The sequence below is a fragment of the Pantoea sp. JKS000250 genome (assembly GCF_003201065.1).
GTDB lineage: Bacteria > Pseudomonadota > Gammaproteobacteria > Enterobacterales > Enterobacteriaceae > Pantoea > Pantoea vagans.
The window spans coordinates 464,310-484,543 of the sequence record NZ_QICZ01000001.1; the positions used below are offsets into that span (position 1 = coordinate 464,310).

Sequence of the window (20,234 nt, forward strand, 5' to 3'; positions counted from 1 at the left end):
TCAGCGCGGCCGGTGATACCGGCAGCGCCTCGGTGACAACGTGAAGCGTTACCCCTCTTCTTCCTCGTCATGCGGTTTATCTTTGGTGACGCGCACCAGATCGATACGGTAATCCGTCGCTTCGATAATCTGGAAGTGCAGCGGCGTGATATCAATCACCTCGCCGGGAAGCGGTAACTGCCCTTTCTGCTCAATCAGCAGGCCCGCCAGCGAGGCGTGATCTTCTGTTGGATCGACCAGCTCATGGAAGTCGAGTAACTGCTGCAGCGAGTGCAGATCGGTTCCGCCTTTCACTAACCAGCCATCGCCATCTGCAACAATATCAGGCGTTTCATCTTCATCCGGGAATTCACCCGCAATCGCTTCCAGCACGTCCAGCGGGGTAATCAGACCCTGCACCACGCCAAACTCATTGGTGACAATCACGAAGCTGCCTTTGGCACGACGCAGCACGCCAAGCAGGTTGATCGGATCCAGCGTCTCCGGCACCACAATGGTTGGTGTATTCGCTGCGAAGGTCGCCACATCCACACCCCTCTCCAGCGCCACCAACAGCTCTTTGGCGCGCACCACGCCAACAATTTCATCCAGTTCACCCCGGCAGACCGGGAACAGGCTGTGAGGCGTATCCAGCAGCTGACCGCGAATCTCATCTACCGGACGATTCGCATCAACCCAGGAGATATCACCGCGTGGCGTCATAATGCTGCGAATCGAGCGGGAAGCCAGCGTCAGCACGCCATTAATCATGTAACGCTCTTCATCTTTAAACGCTTCCTGCGGCATCGCTTCCGTCAGCGCCGACTCTTCACTGGTGCTGGTGTTACTGCTGCTATTGCCATGGCTGGCCGTCTGAGCACGGTTACGGCCGCCCATCAGGCGCAGAATCGCCTCTGCGGTGCGCTCACGCATCGGACGATTTGACTGATGGCGAATAAAGTTACGACGTGCAATCTGGTTGAACAGCTCAATCAGAATCGAGAAGCCAATCGCCGCATAGAGGTAGCCTTTCGGAATATGGAAACCGAAGCCTTCTGCCACCAGCGACAGGCCGATCATTAACAGGAAGCTCAGACAGAGCACCACCACGGTCGGATGCGCGTTAACAAAGTTGGTTAACGGTTTAGACGCCAGCAGCATCACACCCATGGCAATCACCACGGCAGTCATCATCACCGGCAGGTGGTTCACCATACCCACGGCGGTAATCACTGCATCCAGTGAGAAGACCGCGTCCAGCACTACAATCTGCAATACCACTGCCCAGAAACTGGCATATCCCCGATTTGCGGAACCGTCAAGCTGACGGTTCTCCAGCCTCTCGTGTAGCTCCATGGTCGCTTTAAACAACAGGAAGAAACCACCGAACAGCAGGATTAAATCTCGTCCGGAAAAGCTGAAACCGCCTACGCTGAAGAGAGGCGTGGTCAGCGTGACAATCCAGGAGATCAGCGACAACAGGCCCAGACGCATCACCAGCGCCAGCGACAGGCCAATAAGACGTGCTTTATCACGCTGCTTTGGCGGCAGTTTGTCGGCCAGGATAGCAATAAACACCAGGTTATCGATACCGAGTACGATTTCCAGCACGATAAGCGTCAGTAAACCCGCCCAGATTGAGGGGTCGAATAAAAATTCCATTATTTATGACTCCAGAACAGGGAACAGATCGAGCCGGTGCCTGTCAGCGCAGCGAAACGTGACATCCGGGTAGTCGGGAAAGCGGTGAAAACGCCGCGAGGCGAAAGGTGACGCGCCAGCAGGCGCAAAGAACAGATTAAGCGACGTCGGTGACGATCCATAAAGGTGGGCTGAAGCCCGTTACTCCTGAGTAATAAACAGAACGTTAATGTATCAGGTCGGTAAATTGCGTCAAAAAATTTTCTTATTTTTACAATCTGCATAACGGATGATCGGGCGCATAAAAAAGGTAAAGCGCCACCTGACGGGGTGAATAGCTGACAGACATCACATAATTTATTTTTTCGATCACTAAAATAAATCGCGACTTTACCGCCTTGATGAAGTTAACCCCTGTTTTTTCGGCGCTATATCAGAAAGTCGAACGACCGGGTTAAACAGATAATCAAAACATGTCTCAATACAGTTCATTTACTCAGATGAGCATCTCTAGCGAACGGAGGTAGCACGTGACCATTGCGATAGTAATTGGTACACACGGCTGGGCAGCGGAACAACTGCTGAAGACAGCAGAAATGCTGTTAGGCGAGCAGGAGAATATCGGCTGGATAGACTTTGTCCCCGGTGAAAATGCAGAAACGCTGATTGAAAAATATCAGGCACGACTGGCAGAACTGGATACGAGCAAGGGGGTTCTTTTTCTGGTCGATACCTGGGGCGGCAGCCCGTTCAATGCGGCCAGCCGCATTGTTGTCGACAAGCCACACTATGAGGTCATCGCCGGGGTCAATATTCCGATGCTGGTCGAAACCCTGATGGCGCGCGATGACGATCCCGGATTTGACGAACTGGTCGCCGTGGCGGTGGAGACCGGTCGTGAAGGGGTCAAAGCCCTGAAAGCCAAAGAAGAAGCGCCGGCACCGGCTGCGGTGAAACCGGCCGCTGCGGCACAACCGGCTAAGCCAATGGCGCCTGGTGATCACATGAAGATCGGGCTGGCGCGCATTGACGACCGTCTGATTCATGGACAGGTCGCGACGCGCTGGACTAAAGAGACTAACGTTCAGCGTATTATCGTGGTCAGCGATGAAGTGGCCAACGATCACGTGCGCAAAACCCTGCTGACGCAGGTCGCGCCACCCGGCGTGACGGCCCATGTGGTGGATGTCGACAAAATGGTGCGGGTGTGGAACAACCCGAAGTATGGTCAGGATCGCGTCATGCTGCTGTTTACCAACCCCACCGATGTCCTGCGCGTAGTTGAACAGGGTGTCGATATTAAAACGGTCAACATCGGCGGGATGGCGTTCCGCCAGGGGAAAACCCAGGTCAATAATGCGGTCTCGGTTGATGAAAAAGATATCGCCGCATTCCGCAAACTCAATGAACGCAATATTGAACTGGAAGTGCGTAAAGTTTCCAGCGATCAAAAACTGAAAATGATGGATCTGATTGCGAAAGTAAACGCGTAACAGAAGCACTTCTGCGCCTGCGTTTCCGGGCTCCTGATTATCCTGCTGAGGACAAGAAGTATGATGGAAATTACCTCGCTACAAATTATTTTGATTTTTATTGTCGCCTGTATTGCCGGTATGGGGTCGATTCTGGATGAGTTCCAGTTTCACCGCCCACTGGTCGCCTGTACGCTGATTGGTATCGTACTGGGTGATATGAAAACCGGTATTATCATCGGCGGTACGCTGGAGATGATTGCACTGGGCTGGATGAACATCGGTGCGGCGGTTGCCCCTGATGCCGCCCTCGCCTCTATCATCTCCACTATCCTGGTCATCGCTGGCGGTCAGAGTGTGGGTGCCGGTATTGCACTGGCGATTCCGCTGGCTGCCGCCGGACAGGTGCTGACCATTATCGTGCGTACGCTGACCGTAGCCTTCCAGCATGCGGCTGATAAAGCTGCCGAGAAAGGCAACCTTACGGCCATCTCCTGGATCCATGTCTCTGCCCTGCTGTTACAGGCGATGCGTATCGCCATCCCGGCGCTGATTGTGGCGATTTCGGTCGGCACCAGTGCCGTTCATGCGCTGCTGAGTTCCATTCCTGAAGTCGTCACCAACGGCCTGAATATCGCCGGTGGCATGATTGTGGTGGTCGGTTACGCGATGGTCATCAATATGATGCGCGCAGGCTACCTGATGCCGTTCTTCTACCTCGGCTTCGTTACCGCGGCCTTCACCAACTTCAACCTGGTGGCGCTGGGCGTCATTGGCGTGGTGATGGCGGTGCTCTACATTCAGCTCAGCCCGAAATATAACCGTGTGGCGGGCGCACCCACGGGTGCTGCAACCGCAAACGATCTTGATAACGAACTCGATTAAGGAACAGGTGATCACATGGTTGATATGACGAAAGTTGAAAAGAAACTGACCCCCGGTGATGTCCGCGCCGTCTTTCTGCGCTCTAACCTTTTCCAGGGTTCATGGAACTTTGAGCGTATGCAGGCGCTGGGCTTCTGCTTCTCAATGGTGCCGGTCATCCGCCGTCTCTATCCTGAGAATAACGATGAGCGCAGGCAGGCGATAAAACGTCATCTGGAGTTTTTCAATACCCATCCTTATGTCGCCGCGCCGGTACTGGGCGTTACCATGGCGATGGAAGAGCAGCGTGCCAACGGCGCACCTATCGACGACGGTGCGATTAACGGCCTGAAAGTCGGGCTGATGGGACCGCTGGCCGGTGTTGGCGACCCGATCTTCTGGGGTACGGTACGTCCGGTGTTTGCCGCACTGGGTGCCGGTATTGCCATGAGCGGCAGTCTGCTGGGTCCGCTGCTGTTCTTTGTACTGTTTAACCTGGCACGTCTGCTGACCCGCTACTACGGCGTGGCGTATGGCTATCGCAAAGGGATCGACATCGTCAGCGACATGGGCGGCGGTTTCCTGCAGAAGCTCACTGAGGGCGCCTCGATTCTGGGGCTGTTTGTCATGGGGGCGCTGGTCAACAAGTGGACGCACGTCAACATACCACTGGTGGTGTCGCGCATTACTGACTCAACCGGCAAAACCACCGTCACTACGGTACAGTCAATCCTCGATCAGCTGATGCCAGGCATTGTGCCGCTGCTGCTGACCTTTGGCTGTATGTGGCTGTTACGCCGTAAAGTGAATGCGCTGTGGATTATCGTCGGCTTCTTTGCCATCGGTATCTTTGGTTACTGGATCGGCCTGCTCGGTCTGTAATTTCATCCTGCCGGGAGCCTCTGCTCCCGGCTTTTAAGCGTGGTGAGCTGAGCCACAACTGGCTGAGCTCACCCTGTTTGAGGTAGAAGTGATGTCCTTAACTGACGCGTTGATTGCGTGTTGTATCGCCGCCCTGATGGGATTTGCTGTTTACCATGAGGCGATTCTGCCGCGTCGGCACGGGCCGACCCGCTTACGGGTAACGCTGCGGAGGCAACATAAACTCGATAGCCTGATTTTCATCGGCCTGCTGCTGATTTTGCTGTGGAACAATGTCAGTCATCACGGCCCACAGCTCACCACCTCACTGCTGATGGTGCTGAGTTTTCTGGCGTTCTGGCTCTTCTGGCTGCGCAAACCGATGCTGCTGATGAAAAATGAGGGATTGTTTTACGCCGGTGTCTGGATCGATTACCGGCGGATTCAGGGCATGAATCTTTCTGAGGATGGCATTCTGGTGATTCAGCTGGAGCAACGCCGTCTGCTGATTGCCGTGCAGCAACTCGACGACCTGGAGCGCATCTACACTACGCTGGTCGAGGCGCGCTAGTCGCGCTGCCACATTGTCAGGGTAAAATCAGCATCGCAGCTGAACTGCTCACTCTGCTGCAGCGTTTGCCAGACGTCTTCACGCGCCCGCCAGGCAAAGGGCGTCATCTGCAGCAGTGTCGTCGCGGCTGCGCCGGTTAATGCCATCGGATAACGCAGGGCATGCTGCGCTACCTGCCGGAAGCCAGGATAATCTTTCTGTTCCGGCACATGTAGCTGCACTTCGCGGTAAATCAGCGCTTTGAACTGCTGCAGATGATGCGGGCCTGGCGTGACCGTCAGCACCATGCCACCCGGCTTCAGCACGCGAGCCAGTTCTGCTTCATTGCAGGGTGCGTAGATGCGTACAATCGCATCCAGGGACTGATCGGCAAAGGGTAAGCGCTGACTGGAAGCCACGCAGAAACGTACTGCAGGATAGCGCTTAGCCGCCAGCCGGATGGCCATTCTGGCAACATCCAGGCCATAAATCTCAGCGTCTCCGTCCGCCGCCTCCGCCAGTGCGGCGGTGTAGTACCCTTCACCGCAGCCGATATCCAGGATTTTGCACTCCGGCTGATTCAGCACCGGCGCAAGCAGGCTGACTACCTGCTCACGTAGCGGCTGATAATAGCCTGCCTCAAGAAATTCCCGTCGTGCCTGCATCATCTCTGCACTGTCACCCGGTTCACGCGATCGTTTATGCTGAACGGGCAGCAGATTGACATACCCTTCTTTCGCCTGATCGAACTGATGGCGGTTTTCACAGCACCAGCTGCGGTCGGTGAGGGTCAGTGGAGAGTGACAAAGAGGGCAAATCAGGGACATAGGGTGCTCCGGCATCAGATAACGCGGCGCAGTGTAACCTTAACGTTTACGCATCGGAAGCATAAAGAAAGCCCCGACTGAAGAGCCAGGGCTTTAAGATTCCATGTCAGGGTGCATTGCACCGAGGTGGAGTCGAATCAGATAGCAGTGACGTTAACAGCTGCAGGGCCTTTCTGGCCGTCCTGAATTTCGAACTCAACGCTCTGGCCTTCAGCCAGGGTTTTAAAACCGTTGCCCTGAATAGCAGAGAAGTGTACGAACACATCTTTGCTGCCGTCAGCAGGAGTGATAAAACCAAAACCTTTAGACTCGTTGAACCACTTAACCTGACCTTTAATCTTTGCCATTTTGCAAATTCCTTTAGATGTTTATTTAGCCCGAAGGCTGTCTTTCAGAAAAACCAGAGACATTACTGCATGAGGCACTAATTAAGGTTCGGCAAGGAAGCGGTATTCAACGTCAACGTCTTTACTCGTACTTCTTTACTGAAGATGCCATGCATAAACAGAACTGTACCTCGTTTAACCCACGAATTGTTATCACATATCCCAAAAATAATGGCAAGCCATTTTTAAAGCCCTGGCGCGCCTGCGCACATATTTGCCAGAAGGCTCACATTGCCTGTTCCGTGGGGTTTACAACTGCACCTGCGAATAAAGTACGCGGGCAGCCAGCGCCCTCTCCTGCCTGTGTTGCCAGGCTTAACCTGATGGAGACCATAAGAAATTAATATTTCACAAATATGGCAATGGCGAAATGAATAAGCGAAACGGTAACCGCGGCAGATATCAAAGATCGGGCGTCAATCCTGTACAGCGACTTTTATTTCGTACAAATAACGCTTTTTTTGCACCAAAAGCAGGAGCCAGCCATTAGCCTTGCTCCAAATAAAAGCAACGATGCGGATTTTCCTTATTAAAGATTTAACTTTCGATTTGAAAAATTGATGTCTGATAAAAAACCTCCGGCTTGTATTTATACCGGAGGCTTTAGGATTATTCCTGGCTGCAATTATTCAGACTGCGACCTTCGCCTATTCGCCAGGGGGCGAAGCGGCCGTTATGTTCGTCTGCCCGCTGTAGCGCATTCGCCAGCTCCTGGGGTGGCGCATCCAGCGACTCATCGGCCAGCTCAAACACGCCCCAGTGAATAGGCAGCGTCAATGGCCTGCCTGCCGCCTGCCATAACGCCACCGCCTGATCGGGATCCATATGCTGGCTTGCCATGAACCATTTAGGTGCATACGCGCCAATCGGCAACGCAGCCACGCGGAACGGGCCAAGCCGGGCCGGAATCTCCAGCAGGCTATCGCTATAGCCACTGTCGCCCGAAAACCAGAAACGCAGGGAGGCAGAGCGCACGACCCAGCCGCACCAGAGCGAACGGTTGCGATCGCGTGGGGTTCGCATACTCCAGTGACGGGCTGGCACCGCATCAAAACAGAGGTCGCCGAGCGTTACCTGCTGCCACCAGTCGATCTGGTGCACCTGTTTCACGCCCTGCGCTCTGCACCATTTCGCCAGTCCCAGCGGCACAATAAAGGTCGCCTGCGGAAAATGCCGGATAATCGCTTTAACCGTCGGTTTATCCAGATGATCGTAATGGTTGTGTGAAATCAGCACGACATCAAGCTGCGGCAGATCAGCGATGCTGATGGGCGCGGGCGTTTTACGCTGTGGCCCCGCAAACGCCAGCGGTGAGGCGCGTGGTGAGAGCGCCGGATCGATCAGGATATAGTGTCCATTGAGCCGTAACAGGACGGCAGCATGTCCCAGCCACCAGATACGATCGTCACTGCCGCTGATATCCGCGGGCTGCCACCATTGCCTGGTGAAGGCCGCATAACCCTGCTGGGGTGGCGCAGGGAGCGCCTGTGCTTTACGCTCCCTGCGCCAGCGTTTCAGGTCACCCGGTTTTCGCTGTTCCGGTTCAGGATTACGGAATCCCTCTGGCGTGTGATGCGCTTTGCTGCTGTCATACCACGGATTTTTCCCGGCCATTCCGCCTCTCTGCTGTGATTAACGTTCCGGGATTAACCGGATAAAGTCGCGCTTCTCCCGATCGTCATCGGTTTTTGTATTTTCTGCCCCAGGCTGCATCTCAATCAGGCGGCGCAGCAGCTGATTCTGCTTCTTCTGCTCTTCCAGTAAGGATTCCAGTAAACGGATTTGCTCACCCGCGCGCACGCTGGCCCGGTTAACAAAGAACCAGGCGATAAACGCCACAATCAAAATAATGACCAGCAGGCCATAGCTGACCAGGGGGCCCGGATTTGCGGCTAACTCATTCATAACTGCCTCGTAAAACTCAGTGGAAACGCCAGAACATGGCAACCGCCTATTCTACCTGTAGCCATCGCAAAAGATAATGGGGGAGACAGCAATGCAGAATTTGCCGTTTCAGTTATCTCTGATCGATCCCACCAGAAAAGCGAGGCATGCTGATATCATCATAACCAGCAGCACCAGGTGGCGCGCTGAGTTATCTTTCACAAGGAGACACAATGAAACTGTTTATTCGCACAATAGGCTTGCTGGCGGTGATCTGGCTGGCAATGCTGCTTACCGGCTATGGCGTGTTAACCGGTAGCACTAAAAATGCTGCCGGACTTGGCCTGCAGTGCAGCTATCTTACCGCTCGCGGCGTTATCAGCGCGCAGTATCTGCATACCGACAGTGGCGTGGTGGGCGTGACGGATTGTCCGTTGCTGAAGAAAAGCGGAGAAGTGATCGATAACTAGTGATAAAGCGGGCCGGATGGCCCGCTTTATTCAGAATGGGTAGTCGTGATAGCCCATTTCTGCTGAAAGCGTACGCGCCGCCCGATGCAACATCGCCACATAATCCTGGCGGGCATCTTCCGAAAAGCGAATGGTGGGAAACGAGATGCTGAGTCCCGCAATCACCACGCCAAACCGATCAAACACCGGCACGGCAAGGCAGCGTAATCCCTCTTCCTGCTCTTCATTATCTTCGCCGTAACCCTGCGCTTTGACCTGATCCAGCGTCGTAATCAGCGCCTCGGCGCTCAGCAGCGTATTGGCCGTGCTGCGTTTGAACTCCACATCCCGCAGAATTTCCTCAACATCGCTGCGATCACGCCAGGCGAGCAGGACTTTACCAATCGCGGTGGTATGCAGCGGGTTGCGACGGCCAATGCGCGAATACATGCGCAGATTGTAAAGTGAGTCGATTTTATGGATGTAGACAATGCTGTCCTCTTCCAGTGCCCCCAGGTGAATCGTCTCTTTGGTCAGACGCGACAGCTCACGCATCTGCACATCCGCGCTGCGGATTAAATCGACGTTCTGTAGCGCTTTGGCACCCAGTTCAAACAGCTTCAGCGTCAGTGAGTACTTCTCGCTTTCACCTTCCTGCGTGACATAGCCCAGCAACTTCATGGTCTGCAGAAAACGGTAGACAGTACTTTTTGACATCATCACGCGCTGCGCAAGCTCGGTTATACCGTGATCGCGCTCTTCACCCAGCGCCTGCAGAATGCCGAACACTTTAAGTACCGAAGAGACGGAATCGGGCTGTTTATCATTTTCAGCAGAGGACATCACGCACCTTATTAGCCTGTTTCAAAAAAAATGGAACGGACTGTCAGTATAGAGGGATGCACAGGACGGCAGCAATGCTTTAACCATTAAGTCATATTTTAAGACAGTTTTTTATCCATCTGATCGCTGCATTTCAGCGCTGATTTCATTAGCATGATGATATTCACCCTCTTTAGTAATTAACTTATGACACTCTCTCCTCCTCAGGATGGATTACCGACGCGTCAGCGCTATATGGCTATCGTCACTATTGCGCTGGGCCTGACCATGGCGGTATTAGACGGCGCGATTGCCAACGTCGCGCTGCCGACTATTTCGCGTGAACTGAATGCCAGCCCGGCGCAGTCCATCTGGATTGTGAATGCCTATCAGATTGCGATTATCGTCTCGCTGCTGTCACTTTCGTTTCTGGGCGACATGCTGGGTTATCGCCGCGTCTATCAGGCTGGCCTCGCGCTGTTTATTGCAACCTCGTTGTTCTGCGCCTTTTCGACCACGCTAACCATGCTGACTTTTGCCCGTGTGCTGCAGGGGTTGGGCGGCGCAGCGCTGATGAGTGTGAATACCGCGTTAATACGCATTATCTATCCGCAGCGCTATCTGGGACGCGGCATGGCAATCAACTCGCTGATCGTGGCCGTATCAACCGCGGCTGGCCCGACGGTAGCGGCAGCGATACTCTCGGTAGCCAGCTGGAAATGGCTGTTTCTGATTAATGTCCCGCTGGGGGCCATTGCCCTCTGGCTGGCGCTGCGAACCCTGCCTGATAACCCGCAGAAAGCCACCACACAGAAATTCGATGTGCCCAGTGCAATCATGAATGCCCTGTTCTTTGGCCTGATCATCTCCGCTCTGAGCGGCTTTGCCCAGGGACAGAGTCATCTGCTGGTGCTCTCCGAGGTCGTTGCGCTGCTGGTCATTGGCTGGTTCTTTATTCGTCGTCAGCTCAATATGGCAGTGCCGCTGCTGCCGGTTGATCTGCTGCGTATCCCGATTTTCAGCCTGTCGATGGGAACGTCGGTCTGTTCGTTCTGTGCCCAGATGCTGGCGATGGTCTCACTGCCCTTCTTTCTGCAGAACGTCCTGCAGCGTAATGAGGTGGCGACCGGGTTGCTGCTGACGCCCTGGCCGCTGGCAACGATGGTATTTGCGCCGATTGCCGGCCGTCTGATTGAACGGGTGCATGCCGGGTTGTTAGGGGGAATCGGACTGGCGATGTTCGCGCTGGGACTGTTCCTGCTCGCCTGGCTGCCGGTAAATCCGGGTGATGGCGATATTATCTGGCGCATGATGCTATGCGGTGCCGGCTTCGGGCTGTTCCAGTCACCCAACAACCACACGATTGTCACCTCCGCGCCACGTAATCGCAGTGGCGGTGCCAGCGGCATGCTGGGTACTGCGCGTCTTCTGGGGCAGAGTATGGGTGCCGCGCTGGTCGCACTGATGTTTAATCTGTTTGATGAAAGTGGGACGCACGTTTCGCTGCTGCTTGCAGGGAGCTTTGCCGCCGTGGCGGCGCTGGTGAGCGTGTCGCGCATGACGCAGACCCGGGCCTGATAGCATTAAAGAAAGGCGAACTCATGACAGAATGTGACCCGATTCGCTGTATGGTCGAGCCTGCACAGGGAACCCTGTCAAATCGGAAAGACTACTGTCATCCATGACGATCAGCCCGCCCCATTGCGCACCTCATCCCTAAGTTGCGACCGTAAACGGTCCAACGCTTTGCGTTGTTTAAAAACGCTCCCGGCGTTTTTGTCCAGGCGTCGGGACGCTTTCCTCCTCTGCCAGGGTTCCCTGCTCGTTGAGCTAAGATATTGCTGTCAGATTCAATCTGATGCTGATTTCTTAAACAGAAAAGGCGACCCGCGGGTCGCCTTGTTTGCTCTGCTTAGCGCTACTTCAGATACTGACCGCTGCGCAGGGCTTCAATACGCTTGTCTAACGGCGGGTGTGACATGAACAGCTCGCTGAACGATTTGCCCTTACCGTTGATGCAGAACGCCATCATGCTGCTCGGCTCCTGCGGTTCGTAGCTGGTTTTCAGACGCTGCAACGCCGCAATCATCTTCTCACGACCGACCAGCTTCGCTGAACCGGCATCGGCGTGGAACTCACGATGACGGGAGAACCACATGGTGATGATGCTGGCGAGAATACCAAACACCAGCTCCAGCACCATCGACACCGCAAAGTAGACCAGCGGATTGCCGTTGCTGCTCTCCTCACCATCACGGTTGCCGGACATAAAGCCCGCCGCAATCTGCGCCAGAATACGTGAAACGAAAATCACGAAGGTGTTCACCACACCCTGAATCAGCGTCATGGTGATCATGTCACCGTTAGCGATGTGCGACACTTCGTGAGCCAGCACCGCTTCCGCCTCATCACGGCTCATGTTCTGCAGCAGACCGGTTGAGACAGCCACCAGTGAGGCGTTGCGACGCGCACCGGTCGCAAAGGCGTTGATATCAGGTGCGTGATAGATCGCGACCTGTGGCATCGCAATACCCGCCTGCTGGGCCTGACGGCCAATGGTATCCACCAGCCAGCGCTCAGTTTCATTGCGTGGCTGTTCAATCACTTCACCGCCAACCGAACGCAGTGCCATCCACTTCGACATCAGCAGTGAAACAAACGCACCGCCGAAGCCAAACAGGCCTGCCATGATCATCAGGCCCTGAACACTGCTTGACTGGATCCCTGTCAGGCTGAGAATCAGCCCGAATACCAACATCACAGCCAGGTTGGTCATCAGGAAAAGAGCAATACGCATCATTTTTGTTAATCTTCCTCAGTAGTTCACGCGCCTATACGCGGATACATATCCTATGAGCATTGTGCGGCTTTTCAAGCGACCTTAACGTTTAAGTGCCTAAAAAGACATAACTTTACATTCTGACACGTCTGCCGGGCGGCGCGGCCTGCAGACGGGTTCACCATCGCTAATCATTGGTTACCGGAAACTTTTCCGGGGGCAAAAAAAAGCACCGCAGAGCGGTGCTTTTTCTGACAACAGCGGATTATTTCGCTGCTGGCGCGTCTGGCTGGGATTTCTCCAGTTGCGCAAGATCGTTAGCGATCTTCACCGTCTCATCGAGATACGGATCCGGCTCTTTATAATCTTTCGGCAACTCATCCAGGTTCTTCAGCGGTTTCTTGCCTTCGGCCTGATAGCGCGCATTGATTCGCTCCAGACGTGACGCATCATCTTCGTGGTTCTCTTTCTCGCGCTGAGCAAGATTGAGTGACACGATGTTGCGCTTATCTTTCAGGGCATTGTAACGGGCAATGTCCTTCATAATGTACTGGAACTCGCGATCCTGAGCGATACGGTCAGCATGCTGCTTCGTCAGCTGCGCAACCAGCGGTTTAACATCACCGGTTTTGGTATAGGTGGCCGCTTTGATGCTGTCCCATGGCAGGGCGTTATCTTCAAATTTCTCACCGGTTTCAGCCGCTTCAACGCCGGTTGGCATCAGCAGATCCGGCGTGACGCCTTTACGCTGTGTGCTGCCGCCGTTAATGCGATAGAACTTCTGGATGGTGTAAGAAACGGAGCCTAACGCTGGCCACTCCGGACGTAACATCTGATCGTAGATGCGATTCAGCGAGCGATACTGCTGAACGGTGCCTTTACCAAAGGTTGGCTCGCCGACAATCACTGCACGACCGTAATCCTGCATCGCGGCAGCAAAGATCTCAGAAGCAGAGGCGCTGAAGCGATCGACCAGCACCACAAGCGGACCTTTGTAGTAGACCACGCCGTCGTTATCGCTGTCTTCACGCACCCGACCATTATTGTCGCGAACCTGCACCACCGGACCACTCGGAATAAACAGGCCGGAAAGCGAGACCGCTTCGGTCAGCGCGCCGCCGCCGTTGGTACGCAGATCGATCACCACGCTATCGACGTTCTGTTTCTGCAGTTTCTGCAGCTGAACTTTCACGTCGTCGGTGAGACCGACATAGAATCCAGGAATATCGAGAACGCCCACTTTCTGCTTGCCGACATTTTTGATGGTCAGTTTAACCGCGCGATCTTCCAGACGGATTTTCTCACGCGTCAGCGTCACAGTTCGGGTTTTGGTGCCCTTACCGGCGGGCAGAACTTCCAGGCGCACTTTGCTGCCCTTGGGTCCTTTGATTTTTGCCACGACATCATCCAGACGCCAGCCGATAACATCTTCCATCGGCTTGCCTGGCTGACCGACACCCACGATGCGATCGCCCACGGTGATGGCTTTGCTTTTCGCTGCCGGACCGCCTGCGACCATCGAGTTGATTACGGTGTAGTCGTCGTCCATCTGCAGTACCGCGCCGATGCCTTCCAGTGACAGGCTCATCTCGGTATTGAACTGCTCGGTGTTACGCGGCGACAGATAGCTGGTGTGCGGATCGATTTCGCGGGCGAAAGCGTTCATCACCAGTTGGAAAACGTCTTCACCGTTGCTCTGGGCCAGACGACGGATCGCGAAGTTATAACGCTTGGTCAGAACGTCGCGGATCTCGTTATCGTCTTTGCCTGCCAGCTTCAGACTCAGCTGGTCATATTTAACCTTGGCATCCCAGAGCGCGTTCAGTTCAGCCTGATCTTTCGGCCAGGGCGCTTTGGCGCGGTCAATGTCGATGGTGTCATTGCCGCTGAAATTCATCGGACGCGCCAGCACCGTCAGCGCATACTGATAGCGCTCAAAACGGCGTTTCTGCGCCAGATTATAAATATCGTAAAAGAGATCCAGCTTGCCACTGCGCAGCTCATCGCCGACGGTGGTTTTTTTGCTGGCAAACTGCGCCACATCTGACGCCAGCAGCACATTGTGGCTGTAGTCGAGCATGTTCAGGTAGCGATCAAAAATTTTCGCGGAAAAGTTCTGATCCAGATCGAACTGGCGGTAGTGGGAACGGGTAAAGCGCGACGTGACGCGCTCACTGACCGTCGGATCCTGCGGGTCTTCGTGAAGCTGGGGAATCTGATCGGCGCGGGTAATATTCTCTGCGCCGAAGGTTGGGCCTGCTAACAGCAGGCCCGCAATAAGTCCAACTTTAAAAAGGGTGTTCATGCCGGGGTTAGCCTCCGTTTCAGAACTGCAAGTGTTCTGCGCGCACAATCATTGCCATGCCGGAAGCGAGCTGGACCCGAACGCCGTCTTTTGATACTTCAAGAACGGTAGCGTCCATCGCACTTTTGCCTGCTTTAACTTTAATACTCTGGCCGGGTTGCAAAGTTGAGGTATCAGTGATGGGTCGGGCTTCCTGCTCCGGACGTGGGGCTGGCTTGCGATGCTGTGAGGCGGTCGCACGCGGAGCAGTCGTCTGCGGACGGGGTTTACGCGCAGCATCGGCTTCTGCAGGCTTACGTGGCGCGGGCTTGCGTGGACGACGCGGTGCGGCGCCCTCTTCGCTTTCGCCTGCTTCACGGCGTGCAGCACGCTGCTGGTCACGCTGCGCCTGAACGCGCGCTTTGGCTTCTTCCAGCTGCTTGCGGGCATGCTCAACGTGCTGCTCATCCAGCACGCCACAGGCGTTGCCGTCAAGATCGACACGAATCGCACCGGCTTTGATGCCGTACAGATAACGCCAGCTTGACGTATAAAGACGCAGCGCGGAACGCAGCTGTGTTTTGCTCAGACCCATTTCGCCCTGAACACGCTCGACCAGATCCTGAAAGATACCGATTTTGAGCGGACGCGCTTCACCTTCAGCGCTAAAGCAGTGCGGAAAGCGCTCCGCCAGAAAAGTGATGACTTCTTTACTGCTATTCAACTTAGGTTGATTTTCCATGAAATTTCCTGATTACAACGGGTTTGCCGACCAGCGCAGGCATGAACAGGCGACATTATAATGACAACATCGCTAAATGCCATGTGATCCAGTCGATTAGCTGCGCGTCAGCTGCAGATATTTTTCTAAGTCGCTGTTCGCAAGCACTTCACAAAGCCCATCGGTCAGTGTGACCAGTCCCGCTTCGTCGTCGCTGTCAAAGCGATTGTACTCCACGCTGTCGATGTCCAGCACCCCAACCACAGTGCCATTCACTTTCAGAGGAATCACAATCTCAGCATTGCTGGCAGCATCGCAGGCAATGTGGCCCGGGAAGGCATGCACATCATCTACGCGTTGCACTTTTTCTTCTGCCAGCGCCGTGCCACACACACCTTTACCGACCGGAATACGCACACAGGCGATTTTGCCCTGGAACGGGCCCAGCACCAGCGTATCGGCTTCCGTTAGCAGGTAGAAACCTGCCCAGTTCACGCCATCGAGACGTTCGTACAGCAGCGCGCTAAAGTTTCCCATCGCGGCGAGGAACGCCGTTTCTCCCGCCAGCAAGGCGCGCATATCGCGATTCAAATCGGCGTAAAAGGCAGTTTTGTTCATTATTTAACCGTTACCAATGACATCTGAACGGGGCAAAAGAAACCGTTCGTTAAAAATAAGTTTTAAATATCCAGAGCCACAAGGTGAATCATAGCGTTAGTTGCTATACCCTTAGCATTCTGTGGATCGAAGCGTGATGCCCGAGACAGGCACACAGACAATGTCTTAATGACCGATATCTGTTCCCTCTGAAGAGCGAAAATTGCATCACCCTATGAAAATTCACGCTATCAGCCAGACATTGCCTCACGCACGTTATCAGCGTTGCCCGCAATGCGATACCCTTTTTTCCTTACCGGATGTGAAAACGCATCAGTCGGCACACTGCCCGCGCTGCAACGCTGAGATTCTCAGTGGACGCGACTGGCCAATGACCAGACTGATGGCCATGGCCGCCACCATGATCGTGTTAATGCCCTTCGCCTTTTCCCTGCCGCTGGTGGATATCCGGCTGCTGGGTATGCGCATCAATGCCAGCGTACTGGAAGGGGTGATTCAGATGACCCAGCAGGGTGATGTGCTGACCGCTTCGATGGTGGCGTTCTGCACTATTGGCGCGCCGGTAACGCTGGTGGCCGGTATCTGTTATCTCGGTATCGGTCATCGTCTGGGCATGAACCTGCGGCCCGTATTGATCATGCTGGAGAAGCTCAAAGAGTGGGTGATGCTCGACATCTATCTGATCGGCATCGCCGTGGCATCCATCAAAGTGCAGGACTATGCTTCGCTGGAGATTGGCTATGGGCTGGCGGCTTACATTGCCCTGACGGTGCTGAGCGTGCTGACCATGATCCATCTGAATATGGAGCAGCTGTGGGAGCATTTCTACCCGCAAAGCCCCGGCAATATGGCCCGTGACGACATGCAGGTCTGCCTCAACTGTCACAACACCGGCCTACCTGACGAACGGGGGCGCTGCCCGCGCTGCCACACGCCGCTCGACTTCCGACGCCGCCACAGCCTGCAGAAATCCTGGGCCGCGCTCATCGCGTCGATCGTGCTGCTGATACCCGCGAACCTGATGCCCATTTCCGTGGTTTACCTCAACGGTTCCCGGCGCGAGGACACCATCTTCTCCGGCATCCTGGGGCTGGGTGAAGGCAACATTCCGGTGGCAGCGATTGTGTTTATCGCCAGTATTCTGGTGCCCTTTACCAAAGTACTGGTCATGCTGACCCTGCTGCTCAGCATTCATTTCCGCTGTGAACAGGGACTGAGAACCCGCATCCGGTTGCTGCGTTTTGTGACCTGGGTTGGCCGCTGGTCCATGCTCGATCTGTTTGTCATTTCATTAACCATGTCGCTGGTCAATCGTGATCAGCTGCTGGCTTTTACCATGGGACCGGCTGCGCTGTTTTTTGGCGCGGCCGTCATCCTGACCATTATGTCTGTTGAGTGGCTGGACAGCCGCCTGCTCTGGGATGCACATGCAACAGGAAACGCCGACTACACCGACTAACGCAACGCTGCGTAATAAGCGAAAAATTTCGCCCTTCTGGCTGCTGCCAGTCATTGCGATGCTGATCGCCTGCTGGCTGCTCTGGACCAATTATCAGGAGCGAGGCACCACTATCACCATCAATTTCCAGACGGCGGATGGTATCGTGCCGGGTCGTACCCCGATCCGTTATCAGGGCGTGGAAGTGGGCACCGTGCAGGGCATTAATCTCAGCGACGATTATCGCAGCATCCAGATTAAAGCCAGCATCAAAAGCGACATGCGCGACGCGCTGCGTGAGGATACCCAGTTCTGGCTGGTGACGCCCAAAGCCTCACTGGCGGGCGTCTCGGGTCTGGATGCGCTGGTCGGCGGTAACTATATCGGGATGATGCCAGGTAAAGGTAAACCCAGCGAGGCCTTTACCGCGCTGGATACGCAACCGAAATATCGGGTCAATACTGGCGAGCTGATGATCCATCTGCATGCGCCCGATCTCGGCTCGCTCAATACCGGCTCGCTGGTCTACTACCGCAAAATTCCGGTTGGCCGGGTTTACGACTACAGCATTGATAATAAAGCCGATGGCGTGGCAATTGATGTGCTGATTGACCGTCGCTTTATCAAGCTGGTGAAGACCAACAGCCGCTTCTGGAACGTATCGGGCGTCAATGCGGACGTCAGCCTGAGCGGGGCTAAAGTCCAGCTGGAAAGTCTGGCGGCGCTGGTTAATGGCGCGATTGCGTTTGACTCACCGCAGGGGGCTGAAACCGCCAAAGCGGAGCAGAACTACCGGCTCTATCCCGATCTGGCGCACAGCCAGCGCGGCGTACAGATCACGCTTGACCTGCCCAACGGTAAAAATCTCAAGGCCGGCAGCACGCCGCTGATGTACCAGGGCCTGGAGGTCGGTACGCTGACTAAACTGAATCTGCTGGATGGCGGCAAGGTGACCGGCGAGCTGACGATTGATCCTTCTGTAGTTGGCCTGATGCGCAGCGGCACCCGCATCGAGATGCACAGCCCTAAAATCAGCCTGACCGATACCAGCCTCAGCGCACTGCTGACTGGCAATACGCTGGAACTGGTGCCGGGTGAAGGCGAACCGCAGCAGCACTACACCGTGCTGGCGTCCAATGAGACTCTGCTGCAGAAACCCAACGTGCTGACGGTAAAACTCAGCGCACCGGAGAGCTACGGCATCGATCAGGGCCAGCCGCTGATGCTGCACGGTATGCAGATTGGTCAGGTGATGTCGCGTTCGCTGGATGAAAATGGCGTCAATTTCGTTGTCGCGGTCAATCCTGAAAACCGCAATCTGGTGCATGGCGACAGCAAATTTATCGTCAACAGTCGCCTCGATGTGAAGTTCGGCCTTGATGGCATGCAGGTATTAGGTGCCAGCGCCCGCGAGTGGGTGGATGGTGGCATCCGGCTGGAGCCGGGCAAAAAAGGCGAGCCGAAAACGGCCTATCCGCTGTTTGCTGATGCGGAAAAAGCGGACGAAGGCATTACCGGCGATGGCCCGTCCACGACGCTGATGCTGACCGCCAACAGCCTGCCTGACGTACAGGCCGGTTCGGTCGTGCTTTACCGTAAATTCCAGGTGGGCGAGATTGTCAAAGTGACGCCGCGCGCTGACGCTTTTGATATCGCGGTGCACATTCAGCCGGAATATCGCAAGCTGCTGACCAGCGAAAGCGTGTTCTGGGCTGAGGGTGGCGCACGCGTCAGCCTGAACGGCAGCGGCCTGACGGTGCAGGCCTCGCCGCTTAACCGTGCGCTGAAAGGCGCAATCAGTTTCGACAATATGAGTGGTGCGCAGTCGGTCAAAGGGGCTAAACGCATGCTCTACTCCTCTGAAACCGCTGCCCGCGCGGTGGGTAGTCAGATTACGCTGCACACCTATGACGCCAGCAAACTCTCTGCCGGAATGCCGATTCGTTATCTCGGTATCAACGTTGGTCAGGTGGAATCTCTGTCGTTAAGCAAAGATAACAATCAGGTCGTGGCGAAAGCCGTACTTTACCCTGAGTATGTGAATGATTTTGCCCGCCTCGGCAGCCGTTTCTCGGTGGTTTCACCGGAGATTTCCGCTACCGGCGTGAATCATCTGGAGACCCTGTTACAGCCGTACGTCAACGTTGATCCGGGCAAAGGCGGTGCCGCACGCACCTTTGAATTGCAGGAGAGCACCATTACCGATTCGCGCTACCTGAATGGCCTGAACATTTATGTTGATGCCACCGAGGCAGGTTCCCTGTCGCTGGGTACGCCGGTGCTGTTCCGGGGTGTGGAAGTGGGTACCGTCACCGGCACGTCACTGGGGAATATGGCGGACCGCGTGCAGATCGCCCTGCGCATCAGTAAGAAGTATCAGCATCTGGTGCGGAACAATTCGGTGTTCTGGCTGGCGTCCGGCTACAACCTCGACTTCGGTCTGGTGGGCGGCGTGGTGAAAACCGGGACCTTCCAGCAGTTTATTCGCGGTGGCATTCAGTTTGCGACGCCACCGACGGTGCCGCTGGCACCGCAGGCCAACCCGGATAAACACTTCCTGCTGCAGGATGAAGCGCCGAAAGAGTGGCGTAACTGGGGAACGGCGATTCCGTCTCCGCGTTAATTTACTCTGAACGGGCAGCCTGGCTGCCCGTTTTCT

General features: G+C 55.1%; 18 protein-coding genes. 8 read left to right on the forward strand and 10 right to left on the reverse strand.

Going from position 1 to position 20,234, the window contains the following annotated elements:
* Positions 1–48 precede the first annotated feature (48 nt).
* A complete protein-coding gene (locus tag BY447_RS02345; RefSeq protein ID WP_110330391.1) occupies positions 49–1,641 on the reverse strand; it encodes a TerC family protein in 1,593 nt (530 codons plus the stop codon).
* A 509-nt stretch (positions 1,642–2,150) separates the two neighbouring features.
* Here BY447_RS02345 and manX point away from each other — a divergent pair.
* The 4 genes from manX to BY447_RS02365 all read left to right on the forward strand — a co-directional run bounded on the left by manX (position 2,151) and on the right by BY447_RS02365 (position 5,388).
* Positions 2,151–3,113 (forward strand): PTS mannose transporter subunit IIAB, encoded by a 963-nt coding sequence (gene manX, locus BY447_RS02350; protein WP_095707096.1) that lies wholly within the window; start codon positions 2,151–2,153, stop codon positions 3,111–3,113.
* A 63-nt stretch (positions 3,114–3,176) separates the two neighbouring features.
* The gene (locus BY447_RS02355) at positions 3,177–3,977 is read left to right on the forward strand and encodes a PTS mannose/fructose/sorbose transporter subunit IIC (RefSeq protein ID WP_033733019.1); all 801 of its coding nucleotides are present in this window, start codon (positions 3,177–3,179) and stop codon (positions 3,975–3,977) included.
* Positions 3,978–3,992: 15 nt separating this feature from the next.
* Positions 3,993–4,838, forward strand: a complete 846-nt coding sequence (locus tag BY447_RS02360) for a PTS mannose transporter subunit IID (RefSeq protein ID WP_033783289.1) — start codon at positions 3,993–3,995, stop codon at positions 4,836–4,838.
* Positions 4,839–4,929: 91 nt separating this feature from the next.
* The gene (locus tag BY447_RS02365; protein ID WP_033783291.1) at positions 4,930–5,388 is read left to right on the forward strand and encodes a DUF986 family protein; all 459 of its coding nucleotides are present in this window, start codon (positions 4,930–4,932) and stop codon (positions 5,386–5,388) included.
* On the opposite strand, the gene rlmA is transcribed toward BY447_RS02365, so the two are convergent.
* From rlmA to BY447_RS02390, 4 genes are all read right to left on the reverse strand, one after another.
* On the reverse strand, positions 5,385–6,194 hold the full coding sequence (rlmA, locus tag BY447_RS02370; protein ID WP_033783292.1) for a 23S rRNA (guanine(745)-N(1))-methyltransferase: 810 nt from the start codon (positions 6,192–6,194) through the stop codon (positions 5,385–5,387). The genes BY447_RS02365 and rlmA overlap by 4 nt on opposite strands.
* A 137-nt stretch (positions 6,195–6,331) precedes the next feature.
* The gene (cspE, locus tag BY447_RS02375) at positions 6,332–6,541 is read right to left on the reverse strand and encodes a transcription antiterminator/RNA stability regulator CspE (protein WP_003852684.1); all 210 of its coding nucleotides are present in this window, start codon (positions 6,539–6,541) and stop codon (positions 6,332–6,334) included.
* A gap of 648 nt (positions 6,542–7,189) precedes the next feature.
* Positions 7,190–8,194: an MBL fold metallo-hydrolase gene (locus tag BY447_RS02385; protein ID WP_110330392.1), complete on the reverse strand. Its 1,005-nt coding sequence runs from the start codon at positions 8,192–8,194 to the stop codon at positions 7,190–7,192.
* A gap of 18 nt (positions 8,195–8,212) precedes the next feature.
* Complete coding sequence (locus BY447_RS02390; RefSeq protein WP_013358106.1) at positions 8,213–8,485, reverse strand: YebO family protein; 273 nt, start codon at positions 8,483–8,485, stop codon at positions 8,213–8,215.
* 212 nt (positions 8,486–8,697) lie between these two features.
* Here BY447_RS02390 and BY447_RS02395 point away from each other — a divergent pair, with 212 nt between their 5' ends.
* Positions 8,698–8,934 (forward strand): YobH family protein, encoded by a 237-nt coding sequence (locus BY447_RS02395; protein WP_033732884.1) that lies wholly within the window; start codon positions 8,698–8,700, stop codon positions 8,932–8,934.
* A 30-nt stretch (positions 8,935–8,964) separates the two neighbouring features.
* On the opposite strand, the gene kdgR is transcribed toward BY447_RS02395, so the two are convergent.
* Positions 8,965–9,756: a DNA-binding transcriptional regulator KdgR gene (kdgR, locus tag BY447_RS02400; protein ID WP_110330393.1), complete on the reverse strand. Its 792-nt coding sequence runs from the start codon at positions 9,754–9,756 to the stop codon at positions 8,965–8,967.
* 186 nt (positions 9,757–9,942) lie between these two features.
* On the opposite strand from kdgR, the gene BY447_RS02405 reads away from it, so the two are divergent.
* Positions 9,943–11,313 (forward strand): MFS transporter, encoded by a 1,371-nt coding sequence (locus BY447_RS02405; protein ID WP_110330394.1) that lies wholly within the window; start codon positions 9,943–9,945, stop codon positions 11,311–11,313.
* Between the two features lie 340 nt (positions 11,314–11,653).
* On the opposite strand, the gene htpX is transcribed toward BY447_RS02405, so the two are convergent.
* The 4 genes from htpX to BY447_RS02425 all read right to left on the reverse strand — a co-directional run bounded on the left by htpX (position 11,654) and on the right by BY447_RS02425 (position 16,137).
* Positions 11,654–12,535 (reverse strand): protease HtpX, encoded by an 882-nt coding sequence (gene htpX, locus BY447_RS02410; protein ID WP_003852678.1) that lies wholly within the window; start codon positions 12,533–12,535, stop codon positions 11,654–11,656.
* 244 nt (positions 12,536–12,779) lie between these two features.
* Positions 12,780–14,819, reverse strand: a complete 2,040-nt coding sequence (gene prc, locus BY447_RS02415) for a carboxy terminal-processing peptidase (protein ID WP_013358110.1) — start codon at positions 14,817–14,819, stop codon at positions 12,780–12,782.
* Positions 14,820–14,838: 19 nt separating this feature from the next.
* On the reverse strand, positions 14,839–15,540 hold the full coding sequence (proQ, locus tag BY447_RS02420) for an RNA chaperone ProQ (protein WP_013358111.1): 702 nt from the start codon (positions 15,538–15,540) through the stop codon (positions 14,839–14,841).
* A 96-nt stretch (positions 15,541–15,636) separates the two neighbouring features.
* On the reverse strand, positions 15,637–16,137 hold the full coding sequence (locus BY447_RS02425) for a GAF domain-containing protein (protein WP_013358112.1): 501 nt from the start codon (positions 16,135–16,137) through the stop codon (positions 15,637–15,639).
* Positions 16,138–16,351: 214 nt separating this feature from the next.
* On the opposite strand from BY447_RS02425, the gene yebS reads away from it, so the two are divergent.
* Positions 16,352–17,596, forward strand: coding sequence for a membrane integrity lipid transport subunit YebS (gene yebS / locus BY447_RS02430; RefSeq protein ID WP_013358113.1), 1,245 nt, complete (start codon positions 16,352–16,354; stop codon positions 17,594–17,596).
* Positions 17,565–20,198, forward strand: a complete 2,634-nt coding sequence (locus BY447_RS02435; protein WP_110330395.1) for a PqiB family protein — start codon at positions 17,565–17,567, stop codon at positions 20,196–20,198. The genes yebS and BY447_RS02435 overlap by 32 nt, the downstream gene beginning before the upstream one ends.
* The last annotated feature ends 36 nt before the right edge of the window (positions 20,199–20,234 follow it).

Coding starts and splice junctions, on each gene's coding strand:
- kdgR (WP_110330393.1), bottom strand. CDS start 9,756: ATGTCCTCTGCTGAAAATGATAAACAGCCCGATTCCGTCTCTTCGGTA.
- htpX (WP_003852678.1), bottom strand. CDS start 12,535: ATGATGCGTATTGCTCTTTTCCTGATGACCAACCTGGCTGTGATGTTG.
- BY447_RS02365 (WP_033783291.1), top strand. CDS start 4,930: ATGTCCTTAACTGACGCGTTGATTGCGTGTTGTATCGCCGCCCTGATG.
- BY447_RS02345 (WP_110330391.1), bottom strand. CDS start 1,641: ATGGAATTTTTATTCGACCCCTCAATCTGGGCGGGTTTACTGACGCTT.
- proQ (WP_013358111.1), bottom strand. CDS start 15,540: ATGGAAAATCAACCTAAGTTGAATAGCAGTAAAGAAGTCATCACTTTT.
- BY447_RS02435 (WP_110330395.1), top strand. CDS start 17,565: ATGCAACAGGAAACGCCGACTACACCGACTAACGCAACGCTGCGTAAT.
- BY447_RS02425 (WP_013358112.1), bottom strand. CDS start 16,137: ATGAACAAAACTGCCTTTTACGCCGATTTGAATCGCGATATGCGCGCC.
- BY447_RS02395 (WP_033732884.1), top strand. CDS start 8,698: ATGAAACTGTTTATTCGCACAATAGGCTTGCTGGCGGTGATCTGGCTG.
- prc (WP_013358110.1), bottom strand. CDS start 14,819: ATGAACACCCTTTTTAAAGTTGGACTTATTGCGGGCCTGCTGTTAGCA.
- rlmA (WP_033783292.1), bottom strand. CDS start 6,194: ATGTCCCTGATTTGCCCTCTTTGTCACTCTCCACTGACCCTCACCGAC.
- BY447_RS02355 (WP_033733019.1), top strand. CDS start 3,177: ATGGAAATTACCTCGCTACAAATTATTTTGATTTTTATTGTCGCCTGT.
- cspE (WP_003852684.1), bottom strand. CDS start 6,541: ATGGCAAAGATTAAAGGTCAGGTTAAGTGGTTCAACGAGTCTAAAGGT.
- BY447_RS02360 (WP_033783289.1), top strand. CDS start 3,993: ATGGTTGATATGACGAAAGTTGAAAAGAAACTGACCCCCGGTGATGTC.
- yebS (WP_013358113.1), top strand. CDS start 16,352: ATGAAAATTCACGCTATCAGCCAGACATTGCCTCACGCACGTTATCAG.
- BY447_RS02385 (WP_110330392.1), bottom strand. CDS start 8,194: ATGGCCGGGAAAAATCCGTGGTATGACAGCAGCAAAGCGCATCACACG.
- BY447_RS02390 (WP_013358106.1), bottom strand. CDS start 8,485: ATGAATGAGTTAGCCGCAAATCCGGGCCCCCTGGTCAGCTATGGCCTG.
- BY447_RS02405 (WP_110330394.1), top strand. CDS start 9,943: ATGACACTCTCTCCTCCTCAGGATGGATTACCGACGCGTCAGCGCTAT.